16 protein-coding genes and 1 other RNA gene are annotated in these 15,844 nt (G+C 42.6%); 2 read left to right on the forward strand and 15 right to left on the reverse strand.

Annotated features, from left to right (window positions below; all coding sequences use genetic code 11):
• Positions 1 to 3: 3 nt before the first annotated feature.
• The 8 genes from tmk to ESZ50_RS06565 all read right to left on the reverse strand — a co-directional run bounded on the left by tmk (position 4) and on the right by ESZ50_RS06565 (position 5,137).
• The gene (gene tmk, locus ESZ50_RS06530; protein ID WP_148622771.1) at positions 4 to 666 is read right to left on the reverse strand and encodes a dTMP kinase; all 663 of its coding nucleotides are present in this window, start codon (positions 664 to 666) and stop codon (positions 4 to 6) included.
• A 6-nt stretch (positions 667 to 672) separates the two neighbouring features.
• Positions 673 to 939, reverse strand: coding sequence for a DUF2508 family protein (locus tag ESZ50_RS06535; protein WP_148622772.1), 267 nt, complete (start codon positions 937 to 939; stop codon positions 673 to 675).
• Entirely contained in the window at positions 939 to 1,541 is a 603-nt protein-coding gene (recR, locus tag ESZ50_RS06540) for a recombination mediator RecR (RefSeq protein ID WP_148622773.1), read from the reverse strand. The genes ESZ50_RS06535 and recR overlap by 1 nt, the downstream gene beginning before the upstream one ends.
• Positions 1,542 to 1,559: 18 nt before the next feature.
• The gene (locus tag ESZ50_RS06545) at positions 1,560 to 1,868 is read right to left on the reverse strand and encodes a YbaB/EbfC family nucleoid-associated protein (RefSeq protein WP_148622774.1); all 309 of its coding nucleotides are present in this window, start codon (positions 1,866 to 1,868) and stop codon (positions 1,560 to 1,562) included.
• A 13-nt stretch (positions 1,869 to 1,881) separates the two neighbouring features.
• Positions 1,882 to 3,639 (reverse strand): DNA polymerase III subunit gamma/tau, encoded by a 1,758-nt coding sequence (dnaX, locus tag ESZ50_RS06550; RefSeq protein ID WP_148622775.1) that lies wholly within the window; start codon positions 3,637 to 3,639, stop codon positions 1,882 to 1,884.
• Positions 3,640 to 3,776: 137 nt separating this feature from the next.
• An RNA gene (gene ffs, locus ESZ50_RS06555) (signal recognition particle sRNA small type) lies at positions 3,777 to 3,858 on the reverse strand.
• Between the two features lie 138 nt (positions 3,859 to 3,996).
• The gene (locus ESZ50_RS06560; protein ID WP_342781907.1) at positions 3,997 to 4,533 is read right to left on the reverse strand and encodes a nucleoside deaminase; all 537 of its coding nucleotides are present in this window, start codon (positions 4,531 to 4,533) and stop codon (positions 3,997 to 3,999) included.
• Positions 4,523 to 5,137: a class I SAM-dependent methyltransferase gene (locus ESZ50_RS06565; RefSeq protein WP_148622776.1), complete on the reverse strand. Its 615-nt coding sequence runs from the start codon at positions 5,135 to 5,137 to the stop codon at positions 4,523 to 4,525. The genes ESZ50_RS06560 and ESZ50_RS06565 overlap by 11 nt, the downstream gene beginning before the upstream one ends.
• A 97-nt stretch (positions 5,138 to 5,234) precedes the next feature.
• Between ESZ50_RS06565 and ESZ50_RS06570 the strand changes: the two genes are divergently transcribed.
• On the forward strand, positions 5,235 to 5,789 hold the full coding sequence (locus ESZ50_RS06570) for an LOG family protein (RefSeq protein WP_148622777.1): 555 nt from the start codon (positions 5,235 to 5,237) through the stop codon (positions 5,787 to 5,789).
• A 184-nt stretch (positions 5,790 to 5,973) separates the two neighbouring features.
• On the opposite strand, the gene ESZ50_RS06575 is transcribed toward ESZ50_RS06570, so the two are convergent.
• On the reverse strand, positions 5,974 to 6,942 hold the full coding sequence (locus ESZ50_RS06575) for an alpha/beta hydrolase (protein WP_148622778.1): 969 nt from the start codon (positions 6,940 to 6,942) through the stop codon (positions 5,974 to 5,976).
• Positions 6,943 to 7,070: 128 nt separating this feature from the next.
• Between ESZ50_RS06575 and ESZ50_RS06580 the strand changes: the two genes are divergently transcribed.
• Positions 7,071 to 8,879 carry a M3 family oligoendopeptidase gene (locus ESZ50_RS06580; protein ID WP_148622779.1) on the forward strand — a complete coding sequence of 603 codons (1,809 nt, stop codon included), beginning with the start codon at positions 7,071 to 7,073 and terminating at the stop codon, positions 8,877 to 8,879.
• Between the two features lie 35 nt (positions 8,880 to 8,914).
• On the opposite strand, the gene ESZ50_RS06585 is transcribed toward ESZ50_RS06580, so the two are convergent.
• From ESZ50_RS06585 to ESZ50_RS06610, 6 genes are all read right to left on the reverse strand, one after another.
• Positions 8,915 to 9,763, reverse strand: a complete 849-nt coding sequence (locus ESZ50_RS06585; RefSeq protein ID WP_148622780.1) for an SAM-dependent methyltransferase — start codon at positions 9,761 to 9,763, stop codon at positions 8,915 to 8,917.
• 1 nt (position 9,764) lies between these two features.
• Positions 9,765 to 10,175 carry a helix-turn-helix domain-containing protein gene (locus ESZ50_RS06590; protein WP_148622781.1) on the reverse strand — a complete coding sequence of 137 codons (411 nt, stop codon included), beginning with the start codon at positions 10,173 to 10,175 and terminating at the stop codon, positions 9,765 to 9,767.
• Positions 10,176 to 10,294: 119 nt separating this feature from the next.
• A complete protein-coding gene (locus ESZ50_RS06595) occupies positions 10,295 to 11,140 on the reverse strand; it encodes a methyltransferase domain-containing protein (RefSeq protein ID WP_148622782.1) in 846 nt (281 codons plus the stop codon).
• Between the two features lie 99 nt (positions 11,141 to 11,239).
• The gene (locus ESZ50_RS06600; RefSeq protein ID WP_148622783.1) at positions 11,240 to 12,217 is read right to left on the reverse strand and encodes a Ppx/GppA family phosphatase; all 978 of its coding nucleotides are present in this window, start codon (positions 12,215 to 12,217) and stop codon (positions 11,240 to 11,242) included.
• A 22-nt stretch (positions 12,218 to 12,239) separates the two neighbouring features.
• The gene (locus ESZ50_RS06605; RefSeq protein ID WP_148622784.1) at positions 12,240 to 14,333 is read right to left on the reverse strand and encodes an RNA degradosome polyphosphate kinase; all 2,094 of its coding nucleotides are present in this window, start codon (positions 14,331 to 14,333) and stop codon (positions 12,240 to 12,242) included.
• A gap of 4 nt (positions 14,334 to 14,337) precedes the next feature.
• The gene (locus ESZ50_RS06610; RefSeq protein ID WP_148622785.1) at positions 14,338 to 15,822 is read right to left on the reverse strand and encodes an HD domain-containing protein; all 1,485 of its coding nucleotides are present in this window, start codon (positions 15,820 to 15,822) and stop codon (positions 14,338 to 14,340) included.
• Positions 15,823 to 15,844: the final 22 nt, after the last annotated feature.

Raw genomic sequence — 15,844 nt, forward strand, 5'->3', positions numbered from 1 at the left:
ATTTTAATCCTCGCTTGTATCCAGATTAAGTAGGTCAACTAAGACCAACCATACATCATCAATTACTTTTGCTAAGGGTTGACTGGCATCAATCATGACAAACCGATCTGATTGCGCTGTCGCCAGTTCATGGTAGGCTGCTGAAACTCGACGATGAAAATCAATTCCATCAAGGTCCAATCGGTTAATTTCATTTTGTCGATTCTGCATGATGCGGTCTAACCCAACCTGTGGATCCAAATCTAAATAGATTGTTCGGTTAGGGTACAGTCCTTGAATGGCAAAATCATTGACTGCTGCAATTTTGTCCGTACCTAAACCACGCCCGGCTCCCTGATATGCGATTGAACTGTCTACATAGCGGTCCGTAATCACAACTTTACCAGTCGCTAATGCTGGTTTGATCGTTCCTTCAACGTGTTGACGCCTTGACGCGGCATATAACAATGCCTCCGTCCAAGGATCCATCATGTCAATGTATGCTGGATCTAACACAACATCACGAATCCGTTCGGCAATCGCATTATCGTGACCGCCTGGCTCCCGTGTAATCAATAACCGATCCTGCAGTTTTGGTGCTAACCGCTCCAAGATTGCTCGAAGAACCGACGTTTTACCAGCCCCTTCCGGTCCTTCAAATGAAATGAACATTCCTTGCTCTTGCATAATCCCCTACCTATTGATACTCTCAAACGCTCGTTGTAAATTACCTGATATCTTTTGCTCACGTGCCGCCCGCAAAAGAAAGAAATACTTTTGCTTTGCTGTATTGGTCTGGGCCTTGATCAAACGTGGATTAATATTACCTTCTAACATTGCACGCTCTGAAACCCGCGCTTTGTCCAAATCTTCCTTCTTCAATTCAATCAAATTAACGAGGTCATTCGGAATACTTTTTAATTCTGGATGTTGTTTTACCTTTGATGAAAAAAATCCCATTATAAAGCTGTCCTTCCTTCAACCGCCTTGATCAATGTAATTTGATCAGCATAATCAATATCAGATCCAACTGAGAGTCCAGTTGCTAGTCGTGAGACTTTAAGTCCAGCTGGCTTTAACAAGCGCGAAAGGTACATCGCAGTTGCTTCACCTTCGGCGTTTGCATTAGTTGCAACAATGATTTCTTCAATCTCATCGTGCTCTTGCAATCTTTTCACCAAGCTATCGATATTAATATCGTCAGGTCCTTTACCATTTAAAGGTGACAAAACACCATGCAAGACATGATAAAGTCCATGAAATTCGCCAGCGTTTTCAATCGCCATCAAATCTTTAACTTCCTCAACCACAATTACAACAGTCTGATCGCGTTGTGGATCTGCACAAACCGAGCAAATATCACCTTCCGTGAAGTTTCCACAAATCGAGCACAGATGTAAATCGCGCTTAACCGAGATTAAAGATTGAGCAAAACCAGTGACATCTTGTTCTGCCATGTCCATGGTATGAATTGCTAAACGAGTAGCCGATTTAATTCCAATTCCCGGTAACTTTGTATAACTATCAATTAATCGGGCAATTGGTTCTGGATATTGTTGCATAGCGCCCCTCTCTCATTTTTAGAATGGCATATTAGGCATATATTGTCCTAAACGCTTTGATGAATCAGCATCAATTTGCTTTAAAGCATCATTCACTGCTGCAATCATCATATCTGCCAAAGTATCTGGATCATCCGCATCAACAACCCCTTCAGCAAACTGTAGATCCTTTAAAATTCGATCGCCAGTAAAAGTTGCTACAACTGCGTCAGCGGGTGCATGACCAACGTAATCTGTGTCGGCAATCTGGGCCTGCTCACTCTCGACATTTGCCTGCATTTGCTTAACTTGCTTCATCATCTGTTGCATATTTTGGTTACCGAACATATTTTTTCTCCCTTTATTTCTCTGAAACTTCAACTAAATCACTACCAAAGATATCTAATGCCGTCGTAACAATCGACGGTTCTGCAGTTGTTTCTTCTGGCGAATCAACCAACTGATCTAAATCACGATCAACCATTTGGGCCGCTGGTTGATCTGGCGCTCCTTGCTTGCGTTGATCAATAAATTCTGACCGCAACTTAGGCCACTCTTCTTGATTGATCATCACTAATTGTCGTTCAACATTTGATTGGGTCAAGACCTGCATCTTTTGAATAATCAAGGTCTGCATTTCAATATTCTTCATTGCATTTGCCCGAATTACATCAAAATCAAAAGCAAGTACAACTCCAGTTGAGCTTGCTGCGATCGGCTGAGCCACATTTAACATCGCTTGCTGCGGAACGTCCAAACTGGCAATTAGGTCACCCCAACTTGTCCGCACACGTTGCAAATCGCCCTTAGTAGCCTGGTCTAGTACTGCAAAGACCGCCGCCACATCAGCACTGGCCTTTGGTGTCGTCCGTCTGACCGCCTCTGGTCGAACCTCATCCGTCGCTGTGCTAATCGTCATATCAGCTTGTTTCTCAGACAAAACCGGTTGCGATGCAGCAACACTAGCCGCGGGCTCAACGTTTGAAGTTGCGTTAACTTTGTCGACGTTTCCAACTAAATTAGTAACCTGTGGTTGTGGTTGCTTGAGCATTGGCTGACTAAGCTTAACTGTTAAGACCTCTAAGTAAATACTTGGCCGATTGGTATAGCGCAATTGCTGTTGCGTGTCATTTAAAGTATCAATCATTTGATACCAAACCGTTGGTGAACTACCTTGTGCTAATTCTTTAAATTGTTCATCAGGCACTAAGGTAACTAGCTCTGGTGCTTCTGTGTACAGTAATAAATCACGAGCATAAGAAATTAAATCCTCAACAAACCGATTAGCATCCTTACCAGCTGTTAATACTTCCGTTAATTTCGCCAAAGCATGCGGCGAATCACCAGCAACAACCGCCTGTACATATTCGCCTAATAAGGTCTGGGTAACGGATCCCGTAACCAACAAAGCATTTTCTAAAGTAACATTCCCATCACCAAAAGAAAGTGTCTGATCAAGGATGCTTAAGGCATCACGCATTCCACCATCGGCGGCATTGGCAATCACTCGTAAAGCTGTTTCATCGAAGGCATCCCCACGATCGTTAAGGATATAAACCATCCGATCATAAGCCGCTTGCGCATTGATTCGTTTAAAATCGAAGCGCTGCGTTCGTGAAATGATTGTCGCTGGGATTTTCTGCGGCTCCGTAGTAGCTAAGATAAAAATCACATTTGCCGGAGGCTCTTCTAATGTTTTTAACAAGGCATTAAAAGCACCCGTTGAAAGCATATGAACCTCATCAATAATGTAGACCTTATACTTTGCCATGGTTGGCGCATAGTTGACGTCTTCACGAATATCACGAATCTGCTCAACGCTATTATTAGAGGCTGCATCAAGTTCCATGACATCGCCCAAAGTACCTTTGTCAGCAGCCAGGCAAATCTCACAAGTGCCATCTGGCTCGCCATCAACTGGATGTAAACAGTTAACAGCCTTGGCAAAAATCTTAGCGGCTGATGTTTTACCAGTTCCCCGGGGTCCATTGAACAGATAAGCATGCGAGGTTTGCCCAGTTGTAATGGCGTTTTTCAAAGTCTTGGTAATCACTTCTTGTCCAACCATGTCGCTAAATTTCTGTGGACGCCAAGTTCGATATAACGCTTGATATGCCATTTCCCTATCGCCTCCTCATCGTCTTTTATATGAATTGTTAAATTAATTGTCTATTTTCAATTTTAACAGATTTGTCAATTTTTTTTACAAAAAAAACCGCTAACCAGCCTATACTGATCAGCGATCCATTATTTACATAGGGTGAGGCACAATGTACGATCCCCTTAGTGCTGCTGCCTTCCGACCCTGACACGGTTCGAAGTGCACACTTGCCTCGAAAAATAGTATAACAGAAACCATGGCTAACTGCCAAGTTTTTATTTCAAGTGTGTAATTGCATTAAGCTGATCAAAATTTCACCAGTAAAATCGCATATCCACTCATTTTCAACCTGTAAATCTACTGTCTAGAAGATACCTATTGTGGATCAACTTTCGATAGTGATTCTACTGCTAAGCGTCGCTGCTGTTTTGCACGTTTCTTTGCTTGACGAATATCCTTAAAAAAACGCTTTAACATTGAACTAGCCACCTCGGCATGCACTCCGGCATGCACATATACTTGATGATTTAATCGTTGATCTTCAAGCAAACGATATAATGACCGAACCGCACCAGCCTTCGGATCATCCGCTCCATAATAGACATCCGTAATCCGTGTTTGTTGAATAATCCCGGCGCACATAATGCAGGGTTCCAAAGTTACAAATAATTGTGCATCTGGCAAACGCCATGAGCCTAGTTGCCGATTAGCCTCTGTAATTGCAATGAACTCAGCATGCTGCGAAGCGTCCTGCAGTCGTTCACGCATATTAAATCCGCGTCCAACAATTTCACCGTTGTATACAACCACTGCACCAATCGGTACCTCGCCCAACGCTCCTGCCTTACGGGCCTCAACTAGCGCTGCCGCCATGAACTCATCAATTTGAGCCGCCGTTAAATCATTTGCCACTGTATGTGCTCTCCAAAATATAGTAGCCCTTATTTTTAGCAATCGTTGTAACGTTACCAAAAGTATCTGCCATTAGTTGTTTAGCAGACGGAGCCCCCTGCTTTTTCTGTAAGACGACTGTTAACGTACCATCTGCAACCAAGTGCTCGGCAGCCTGCGCAATCATATCAGTCACAATCTCTTTACCAGCTCGAACTGGTGGATTTGTCAGAATTGCCGCAAAACGTTCATCCCCTAACGCCTGATAACGGTCAGACTGAACCACGGTAATCTGAGAACTGAAGCCATTTTGTTCTGCATTTCGTTTAACCAATTCAGCAGCCCGCTGATTAATCTCTGCCGCAACAAATTGACGTTCCGGCAAGCAACTTGCCAAAGCAATCGCAACTGGTCCATAACCGGCACCCAAATCCAAGATCTTCCCCGCTGGCAACTTATGATAATCAAAGGCGGTTAACATCGTCCGCGTCCCAAAATCAACCGTTGTCTTAGAAAAAACACCCGCATCAGTTGTGAATTTGAAATTCCGGTCAAACAAAGGGAACTCCCACGTGTGTTCATCATGTGCAGTTGTTGGTGTACTGGTGTAATAATGTTCTGCCATTAGTTTCCTCAATCTAACAATATATAAAATACTAGGTTATTGCTTTCTATTTATTGTAAACTAGGCAAGAAAGAAAGAAAAGTTAAGGATCAAAAAAATGGCAAGCAAAACAATCGGCGTATTTATGGGAGCTCATGATGGTGAGAACCCCAATTTTAAAAAAGCTGCCCTAGAAGTTGGGGCAGCTCTGGCTCAATATCATTACAATCTAGTTTATGGTGGCTCAGCAACTGGATTAATGGGCACGGTTGCCCGGAGTGCAAAAGCAAATGGTGTTTATGTCACCGGAATTCATCCCGATAACCTAATTCCTGAGCAGGCGGGACCTGAATTGTCGGACAATTACATTCAAGTGACGGATATGAGCGTCCGCAAAGATTTGATGTTTAAATCCGCCGATGCCTATTTGTTCATGCCTGGCGGTCTTGGCACACTGGAAGAACTCAGCCAAGTATTATCCTGGACTAAACTAGGCATTTATAATAAACCCCTTGTTTTGCTGAATCTTGATGGCTACTATACCAGCCTTGCTCAATGGATTGAGCACTCAGCTTTAGAAGGCTTTGAATCATTTACCGACATTAACCAGTACGCATTGGTCAACGATGTCGCCAGTGCCTTTGAACATTTTGCAAAGAAATTCGACCTTTAGGAAACTTTTAGGACTCAAATTGCGTTAAGCGCAACTTTGGGTCTTTTCATTATAAATAGGCCATTCTAATTTCAATATCTAAAGCGCCACCTCTTCGTTATAGCTATACCACAAATAACGGACACACCTATTTCACGCAATCAATAAAAGCAGGTAAAGACATCTACTCTACCTGCTTCCATGCTTATTTAAAATACTTAGTCATAAAGTCGCGTACTTTATTTTCATATGCAATCGGATCCGTTGCGTAAGATTGTACATGCTTCGCATTAGGTACAATCATCTTTTCTTTTGGCCCCTTAGTTGCCCGATAAACTTGATTCACGAAACGAGTTGGCACGAACGTGTCCGCCCCACCATGAATAAACAACATTGGTCGTTGATTATTTTTTAATAACTTAACCGCATCGGCCTCGCCGTAAGAATATCCGGCGAATACTTTCGAATAGGCTGATACGACTGGAATCAATATATTACTTAACCACTTAGGTAAACCATACATCGAACCAGCTTGGTACTTCAATTCGGCGCTAACAGAACTGTATCCAGCATCTTCGATAAACGCTTTAACTTGTGTCGGCGGATTCATTCCCGATAACATCATCGTTGTCGCTCCCCCCATTGAAGCACCCATTACAACAATTTCGCTATCTTGCCCATTCTTTGCTACCACTTGATCGATCCATTTCAAATAATCTTTTGCATCAAGATAGCCATAGCCAATATACTTTCCACCTGATTTACCAGCAGCGCGATCATCTGGCATCAAGACATTGTAACCCATATTATGAAACATCGTACCATAAGGAGCCATGGCCTTATGATCGACACCAAAACCATGAATTACAATGACTGTTTTCTTCGTCGCTTTTGCCGCTGGTACATAATAACCAACCAGTTTAGTGCCATCGGTGGCCGTTTGTTGCCATTCGGTCATCGTCGGTTGATTGATAAAGGCTTGTTGCTCTTGATATAGAACGTCCTTTTTTGAAAGCTCAGAACCCGTGATAAAGGACTTCTTTTCACGAACTTCGGCAACTTTAAAGAAATAACCGCCCGCTCCGACTCCAATCATAAAGACTAAGGCAATCATGGAACCAACAAAAATCCACGCCTTTTTCTTTGTTGACCATCTATGTTTATTTCTTGCCATATCTTGCTCCTTCAAATGTATTCCCCAAAGTATTATAACCTATTTTTACATATAGCATTAATTTGTTCGGTAAAGTGTTCCAACTTGCCCGTGCTATACTAAGAAAAAAAGATTGCGAGGCTTTGCTCATGACTTATTCACTAAATTGGAATTTGGATCGAATCTATCCAGGTGGCCTTAACTCAACCGCCTTCGCTGATAAATTGACCACTTTAACTGACCAGATTAAGCAATTCAACAATGATACTAACATCTATAAAGCACAGACCGATCGTAATTTTATAACGCTTCAGGAATTAACAACCCATGCACAAACTATCGAGGCAGGACTCCGTACAGCTGAACTATTCGTTAATGCACTTGCGGCCGCTGACTATACCAACCCCGCCTACCGTCCTTACCAAGATCGAATTGCCAAACTCGATGCAGACTATCAAACGCCGCTCAACAATTTCTCAAAAATTCTCGCCGCCTTATCGACCACTGAATTTGCTAACTTCCAAGCAACCGACATTGCTCATCCCGTCGCTTTTCATCTGCAAGAACTGCGTCAGCAAGCTGAACGACTCCTAGATCCTGCAACTGAGACGCTTCTTAATCGTTACCACTTGGATGGTCTGAAGGCTTGGTCAGATCACTACGATACAATCTCGGCTGGTCTCAGCCTCGAATTCGTTGACGAAGCTAACAAAACAATCACTTTATCAGCTGGACAAGCCCTCAATCAAATTGATGGCTATCCCAATCACACAACCAGAGCCGCAATTATGCAAGCTTATGAAGCAATGTGGAGCAAAGCAGAAAACCTCTCAGCAGACACCTTGAATCATCTTGCTGGTGCCCGTTTAACAGAACAAGCTGCTCATAACTACTCTGATCATCTCACACAACCATTGGAATTGAACCGTATGAGCCGTGCAACCCTCGATACAATGTGGCAAGTTGTTGATCAAAACAAGACAATGTTTAACCAATTCTTTGCTCGTAAACAAGCCTTATTGGGATTAACGAAGCTTGGATGGCAAGATCAAAATGCACCAATCACTAACTTAGGCGATTACCAACCAAGTAGTATCACTTATGATGAAGCTGCTGAATTCATTATTAAAAACTTTGGCCAATACTCGCCCAAAATGGCCACTTTTGCAAAAATGGCCTTTGAGCAAAACTGGATTGAAGCCGAGGATCGAGCTGGTAAGACACCAGGTGCTTGGATGGAAAGTGTACCCGATATTCATGAGTCGCGGATTATCACGACCTTTACAGGATCTGTTAATGACGCTGCGACAATCGCACATGAACTTGGTCATGCCTTTCATTCGAGCGTCTTAAACGACTTACCAATTTGGCGTGATCAACCGGCCATGAATTTGGCAGAAACGGCCTCAACCTTCGCCGAGATGTTAATTGCTGATGCTAACGTTCAGGCTGCCAAATCAAAGGCTGAGAAAATTGCATTGCTTGACGCAAAACTCTCTAATGCCGTCGCTATGTTCTTGAATATTCGAGCGCGCTTCTTATTTGAGGACGCCTTTTATCAGGAACGTCAGGCTGGCTTTATTCCTGCACAACGCCTCAATGAACTGATGGACGCGGCTCAGAAAACCGCCTTTAATAATCTTTTGGATGAACGTCATCCACATTTCTGGACATCCAAATTACATTTCTATATTGATGACGTACCTTTCTATAACTTCCCTTATACTTTTGGCTATTTGTTCTCAACTGGCATCTACGCCTGGGCTCAAACCCAACCAAATTTTGAAGACGCTTATATTGCCCTACTACGTGATAGTGCCAATATGACCACGGAAGAACTTGCCATAAAGCATCTTAACGTTGACTTGACTGAACCAAACTTCTGGCAGAAAGCGACTGACCTTATCAAGGCAGACATTGACGAATTCATAGAACTATCAGCCGAATATGTTGATTAGCAAAAAAGCGGAGCTTACAGTAGTAAGTTCCGCTTTTATTTATCTAAGTCGAGTAATAAGTACGCCTGCTCATCAATCAAATCAAATGATGTTAGCTGCTGGTTTAATTCAGGAATTGCTTGTAAATGCGCTTGTTTCCAAAAAGCCTTTGAATTCGTTGCTCCATCTGCTTCGCCAATCACAATGATTTTAAGCAACGGGTTGATTGCCAAGGCATCATCGATAACCAACAAATCGATTTCACTCGTGTCAGGCGCCCAACTAATCAGTAGATATGCAGCTTCTTGCGCATATTTTCTAACTGCTAATTGTGCATCAAGATTCTCAACATTAGTCACCGGCTGCGCCTTTGTTGGATCAGGCTGTAAACGCCAATCCTCATTGTCAGTTGCCCAAATCAATTGCTCTGGGTGCAACGCTCTTAAGCCAGCTGAAAGATACCCATGCCCAGCCATCAATTCCAAAACTGGAGCTCCATTTAAATATTTACTCAAACTTTCAATCAACGGCGTTGAAACATAACCGTACATTGAGAAGGTTTCAATCAAAGCATCCCGGAAATGACGCAATAAGTAATCTAGCTCTCCCAAAGCATCCGCCAAATCCAACCACAACATATTCCCCTTCTGTGGTTCCACTGGATACTTCATCAGCACAAATTGTTGCACATCATGAATCATTGTATCAGTAATTTCAAGCTGCCCTAGTTTTTCAGGGAGATAACCACTCGCAAGCTGGTGCATTGTCTCGACAACTTGATCAATTATTTTACCAACCGTGGGGATGGCTTGAAATTTTTGCCGATAAGCTAAAAGCTCAGTAAGATATTCATTCTCACTGAGCTCAACTTTCCCATCACTAATTTTAATCAATTCTTTTGTCATCTTAAAATAATTCTTCCTGATGGTCGATCTGAATGTCATCCTTAGACATCATGGTTGCCATATTTTTTTCATTAAAGTAGGCATTAATATATTGGAAAATATCAAAACGCTCTTGGTCGCTAAGCGGGACTCCATTAAAGTCGATTTCCTTACGCGATAGGAACAATAGTGATAAATCAGTTTTTTCTGTATTAGCCCGCCCTGCTAAAAAGTCCAATGATACGTCAAAATAATCTGCCAACTTACGGACTTCAATATATGATGGTGAGCGATCGCCACGCTCCCAATTTCCAATTTGCGCAGCGGTATTTGGTTTTTGACCCGGCTCACGCTTCTTATTCAAAGCAATTGCCAGTGTCTCTAGGGTGATATTACGGCCCTTCCTAAGTTCACGCAAACGATCTGGAAACATTGGGTTCACTCCATTTCAGTCAATAGTTGCATCTTTTCTGCAAAGCTGCATATACATCTATTTTAACGAACATTTAAACTCTTTACCATACCAAATCACCGCCAAGTCTAAATTACTTCCTAATCAACAACCAAGACTTCAACATCCACCGTTACTTTAGTCAATGGATTGGCTTGTGCCGCGGCTTGTGCTTCTGGGCGTGCACCCCAATGCAATGGGGTCATCTGCAACAAATCATTATAAAGTTCTGTCGGAATTGCCCATTGATAAGTTACCGGTTGTCGACGAGCATTTGGATAGTTTTCTAAAAAGCGCTCGACGACCTTTGTATTACTATACGTATGATTTGGATGATCAACTGGATACAACATTTCACGTATCTCTCTCAGATATCCACTGGCAGGGACAATCTTAATAATCTGCCCTGCCGGTTTTAGCACCCGATTAAATTCGTCATAAGCACTTGGTGAGAAAAACTCCAAGACCACGTCAAAACTTTGGTCATTAAATGGTAAGCGGGCCAAATCAGCAACCGCAAAGAAAGCCTCTGTTGTTAGTTGACTTGCCAAATTAATTCCGGCTTTTGAGATATCAAATCCAACTCCCACATCGTCCATTGACCGTTGCCCAAGCAAATTGCTGAATGGCGTTCCCTCGCCTGTCCCAACATCCAAAATGGCCAGACGCTTAGCTGGCAACTCCTGCAATGTTGCATCAACAATTCCATCGAAGAGTCCAGCCGTTAGAACCCGTCGCCGTGCTGCTAGCATTGCATCATCATATTCGGTGTTCACTGCGTGATTTAAAAAAGTCAAAGTTCCTTTTTTATTCATGTCGATTCGATGGTTGTTCTCACAAACCAAACTATGACCATCAATATGGTCATAAGGTTGCATACAAACGGTACAGCGAAACAAATTTAAGTTTTTATGCGCGAATGCCAAACCTTTATCAATTTTCTTCATTTTTGTATCCTGTTTTCTTGTAGTCAAAATAAAAACCGGATGATTGATAAAGACCACCATCCGGTACATTACTATTTTAATTCTACCATGCTCCAGCTATCATTGCCGGTCGTCGTCAATCGTCATATTATCTGGCATTGGCGGAATCAGTGTATTTTCATTATGTTGGTTGATGTATTCAAACACCAAGCCCTCACGCAAGCCGGCTTGAGAAAAACTAACCTGAATGCCGCTAATATATTGCAAAATCATAATTAAAGGTAACATCCCACCAACAATTATATCCGCACGATCTTTACCAAGCCCCGGAATCCCACGTCGTCCGGCTAAATCCTGTCCCAAAATTCGATAAAAGATATCATTCACATCTTCACGGGTTAGTGTGTAGCCATGAATTGGTAAGTCCATCATTTTACGTTCCCGTCGCGATATTTTAGCAAAAGTTCGATTGGATCCACCAAGTGCCACTACCGGCAACTCCCGTACTGACTGCAACCAGGGGATATTATTAAATTGACGTTCAACAGCCAAAATCGCTTTAAACAAACTTGCGGCCGTTACAAGATCTTGCTCCAAATAGCTCTCGCTTAGGTTTACCGCACCAACGGGCAACGAGACCGCTTGCATCATTTGACGATCCTTGACCCAAACCAATTCCACCGAGCCACCGCCTGTATCGATAATTACAACATCCTTGACCGGAAGTGTGTTAACGATCGCCAGATAATCATAATGTGCTTCTTCTACGCCTGACAGGACTCGTAATTGCATACCAGTTACATCGGCGAGCTTTTTAATAAAGTCAGCCTGATTTGCAGCCTGTCTGACTGCAGCCGTTGCTGTTGGCAAGATTATATCAGCTTTGAGTGCTTTAGCCGTTTCTTTAAATTGAACCATAACTTCAATGGTTCGTTCCATTGCATCAGACTGCAAAACTCGATCCGCACCCATCCCCTCTGATAAGCGCACCATCGACTGTTCGCGCTTTAACACATCATACGATCCATCCGCCTTGATATCACTAATCGTCATGCGAGTTGAATTTGATCCTAAATCCATTATGGCAATTACTGTCATGGTCGTCTCCTTTTATCATAAGCTACTTTACTGGCTCAAAAGCACTCTTTGCATTCGTAAGTTTTTGTTGCTCACGTTGCCGCATAATTTTAGTTCGACTCTCGTCAATAAACCTTTCTTGTGCATTAACTGTCTCGGTGTTGCGTCGATTAATTTTAAGCCATCCATCATTGTTTTGAAGCACGCGCGTTTTAACATTATCCGCCCACAATTGATCAAAGATCTCAACCACACGCTTAGCCAATGTTTCATCCAAAATCGGAAACATTAGTTCAACTCGCCGTGATAGATTACGTGACATCAAATCCGCCGATGAAAGGAAAACCTCTTGTTTACCGTCAATTTCAAAGATATAAATCCGACTGTGTTCCAAAAAACGTCCAACGATTGAATGGATTTCAACCCGTTCACTTATTTTTGGAACATTGGGCTTCATCATCGTGATCCCACGAATAATCATCTCCACATTCACCCCATCAGCACTTGCCTTAAAGATCTCGTCAATCATTGCCTTATCAGAAAGCGAATTCGCTTTAAAACGCACTTTCACTTGCTGACCTTTTTTGACAGCTTTACGCGCCAACTCTAGGCGCTCAATTAACGCATCACGAATTCCATCTGGAGACATATATAAAGCGTTGAAATAATCTGGGTCTGAATAACCCGTTAAAACGTTAAAGACCGAAGCTACGTCTCGTCCTAATTCGGCGTTGGTCGTTAATAGACCTAGATCAGTATAAAAATGTGCTGTCGTGTCATTGTAGTTTCCGGTGGCCAGATGCACATAGCGCTTAATATCATCCCCCTCGCTTCGTACGATCAAGGTTGCTTTCGCATGGACTTTCAGACCTTTTAGGCCGTAAGTGACGTGCACTCCTTGTTCTTCAAGCTCCTTCGCCCAGTGAACATTGTTCTCCTCATCAAAACGGGCCTTCACTTCAACCAACGCTGTGACCTGCTTTCCCGCCCGTGCAGCAGCTCCCAACGCTTTAATAATCGGTGAGTTACCAGATACACGATACAAGGTCATCTTGATTGCCAGCACATTTTGATCAAGAGCCGCCTGTTGAATCAAATTAACCACTGGTTGAAAACTGTCAAAGGGATGGTGCAGCAGAATATCACCTTCTGCAATCGCCTCAAAAATTCGTTGATCACTAAGTCGCTCATCCAAATATTCCTCAAATGGTTCAAATCTAGCATCCTTATCCTTACCAAACTTAACCAATTCGCTCAAAAAGCTCAAATCAACCGGACCGTCAACTCGATATAACCGATTTTGTGAAATTCCCAATGCAACTGCCAATCGCTCAACTACTCTTTTAGTCATCCCTTGTTCATGGACTAGTCGAATTACCATACCGCGCTCACGTTCAAAGAGTCGTTGTTGAACCTCTGCCAACATGTTTGGCGCATCATCATCTGCAACATCCAGCTCCATATCCCGTAGAATATGAAAACTCGAGACCCCCTTAACCGTATGCCCCAAAAATAACTCATCAATAAATGCCTTAATTAACTCTTCCAGCAAAATGAACTGACCCGCTGACTCTGGAATGGCAACCACGCGCGGTAGGATTGCCGGTACTTGAACAATTGCCAAACGCTCTTGTCCACTCCGCTCCAATCGGACCACTAAATTAATGCTTTCCGATGCCAAAAACGGAAAAGGCCGTGTTTGATCGTCAGCCATCGGCGTTAGAATTGGGAAGACCGACGTATGGAAATATGGTGCTAATTCACTTTTTTGCTGATTTGTTAATTCCTTAGCACTGAGGACGGTCAACCCATCCTTGTTTAGAGCTGGCAAAATCTCTTTATTAAGTAATTTATACTGAGCCTTAACCTGTTGCTCAGCCAAAGTTAGGACAGCTTTCAGTTGCTCCTCAGGAGTTAAACCAGTTACATCCGCCTTATCCGTCACATGGCGCATTTGATATAATGACGCCACTCGCACTTGAAACCATTCATCCATATTTGACTGCGTAATTGCCAAAAAGCGAGCACGTTCGTACAAAGGATTACTTTCATCCCGTGCCTCTTCCAACACACGTTCGTTGAATGCCAGCCAACTAATTTCACGATTTGTATAGTATTCTGCCTTGATTTCTTCCATTTTTTTAGACCGCCTTCCGTTTTAAGATAATTTGTCGGCCAAATATCTTCTCAAACAGATTCGCTTTCTCTTCAAAAGTCCACTGCTCTAAATATAACTTTTCATGACTGTAACCAGTTAATTCAATCTCTTCATTCTTCATCGACACTGTAATCTTTGATATTTTTTGCAAGCGACTATCATCCAATGCATCTGCCAGCCGTAATAATGCAGCTAATTTTATTACCTTAATCTGTGCCGATTCAGTCAAGCCTGTAACATTCTCCAGTGCAGCACCTGGCGTTTCGTAGGAATGATAGTGCGCAATCAGCGCCACCATGCGCATCTCCAGTGGTGTCAATCCATCAATCTCATCCGCTAGAATAATTGTTTCTGAGTTCTCATAGTGATGATATGAATTCAAATATGATCCCACATCATGCACCAAAGCAGCCACCTGTAACAATAATCGTGAACGTTTATCAAGTCCATGGACCGCCTTCATTCGATCAAATAACTGTTCCGAAAAGTGTAGAACGGCCGCCTGATGTTTTGGCTCCACCTGAAAACGCCGACTCAATTCAAAGGCATGTACCAATACCTCATCACCTGTTAACTGTCCCGTTTCATCTAATACAATTCCTGGCAAAATATGTTGCTGACTAATCCCAATCTGTCGAGCCTTGGTTGCTTTGACAAAACTTTCCATTAGAAGTAATTCCATCATGATGGTATCGGTTTGTACAGCAGTAAAATGATACTCGTTTACCCACTTCTGGCGCGGGTCATTCAAAATTCTTTGATTACTCTTCAAGAAATCTGCCGTATCAACAATCGGCATTGTAAGTGTTCGCTCCAAAGTCAATGATCCACTAACCAATAAAAGATCTGCTGCATCGAAGATCGGTAACAAATAATTGTAATCGGCTAACTTACTATTGATAAATTCACGGACAAGTCCTTCCAAATCTACGACTTCGTCTTCTAATTCCTCTAACTGACTTGCCAAACGAATTGGCCCCAAATTAATATTGCGGGTAAACTGAAGTTTTCCAGCAATATAATATCCCAGCGATAGACGCCCTGAACTCATTGACATCAGAAATACTTTTTCATCAGCCTTTGGAAAGTTTTGATCACCGTACCGCATTGATGCTTGACCATAATACGCTTCCTGACTTGCACTAAGCCACTCAACCTTCAATCCTGTTGCCTGCTGAATCCGCGCCGAAATATACATTGCATTTTGGGCGCTCGCTAATGAATATGCTCCCCAAACGTGAAAATGTTCTACATTATAATCTGCCAGTAATTGCTGAAAACGTAAGAGCATTTTGATCAAATAATTGATTTGCTCGTCCGCCGCATACCCAGCAACATAAATATCATTATCCAGTGATATGGAATGATGCACCTTTTCGAGAACCTTACCAGACTTTTTATTTACGATCTGTAAATCAACACTCGTTGACCCAATTAATGCTACTCCCAGTAATACACTTTTAGCCATCAAACCCACCTCCGTCCCGAAC

Origin of the sequence: Weissella muntiaci (assembly GCF_008107635.1) — a bacterium.
GTDB classification, from domain to species: Bacteria; Bacillota; Bacilli; order Lactobacillales; family Lactobacillaceae; genus Weissella; species Weissella muntiaci.

Coding starts and splice junctions, on each gene's coding strand:
- tmk (WP_148622771.1), bottom strand. CDS start 666: ATGCAAGAGCAAGGAATGTTCATTTCATTTGAAGGACCGGAAGGGGCT.
- ESZ50_RS06535 (WP_148622772.1), bottom strand. CDS start 939: ATGGGATTTTTTTCATCAAAGGTAAAACAACATCCAGAATTAAAAAGT.
- recR (WP_148622773.1), bottom strand. CDS start 1,541: ATGCAACAATATCCAGAACCAATTGCCCGATTAATTGATAGTTATACA.
- ESZ50_RS06545 (WP_148622774.1), bottom strand. CDS start 1,868: ATGTTCGGTAACCAAAATATGCAACAGATGATGAAGCAAGTTAAGCAA.
- dnaX (WP_148622775.1), bottom strand. CDS start 3,639: ATGGCATATCAAGCGTTATATCGAACTTGGCGTCCACAGAAATTTAGC.
- ESZ50_RS06565 (WP_148622776.1), bottom strand. CDS start 5,137: ATGGCAGAACATTATTACACCAGTACACCAACAACTGCACATGATGAA.
- ESZ50_RS06570 (WP_148622777.1), top strand. CDS start 5,235: ATGGCAAGCAAAACAATCGGCGTATTTATGGGAGCTCATGATGGTGAG.
- ESZ50_RS06575 (WP_148622778.1), bottom strand. CDS start 6,942: ATGGCAAGAAATAAACATAGATGGTCAACAAAGAAAAAGGCGTGGATT.
- ESZ50_RS06580 (WP_148622779.1), top strand. CDS start 7,071: ATGACTTATTCACTAAATTGGAATTTGGATCGAATCTATCCAGGTGGC.
- ESZ50_RS06585 (WP_148622780.1), bottom strand. CDS start 9,763: ATGACAAAAGAATTGATTAAAATTAGTGATGGGAAAGTTGAGCTCAGT.
- ESZ50_RS06590 (WP_148622781.1), bottom strand. CDS start 10,175: ATGTTTCCAGATCGTTTGCGTGAACTTAGGAAGGGCCGTAATATCACC.
- ESZ50_RS06595 (WP_148622782.1), bottom strand. CDS start 11,140: ATGAAGAAAATTGATAAAGGTTTGGCATTCGCGCATAAAAACTTAAAT.
- ESZ50_RS06600 (WP_148622783.1), bottom strand. CDS start 12,217: ATGACAGTAATTGCCATAATGGATTTAGGATCAAATTCAACTCGCATG.
- ESZ50_RS06605 (WP_148622784.1), bottom strand. CDS start 14,333: ATGGAAGAAATCAAGGCAGAATACTATACAAATCGTGAAATTAGTTGG.
- ESZ50_RS06610 (WP_148622785.1), bottom strand. CDS start 15,822: ATGGCTAAAAGTGTATTACTGGGAGTAGCATTAATTGGGTCAACGAGT.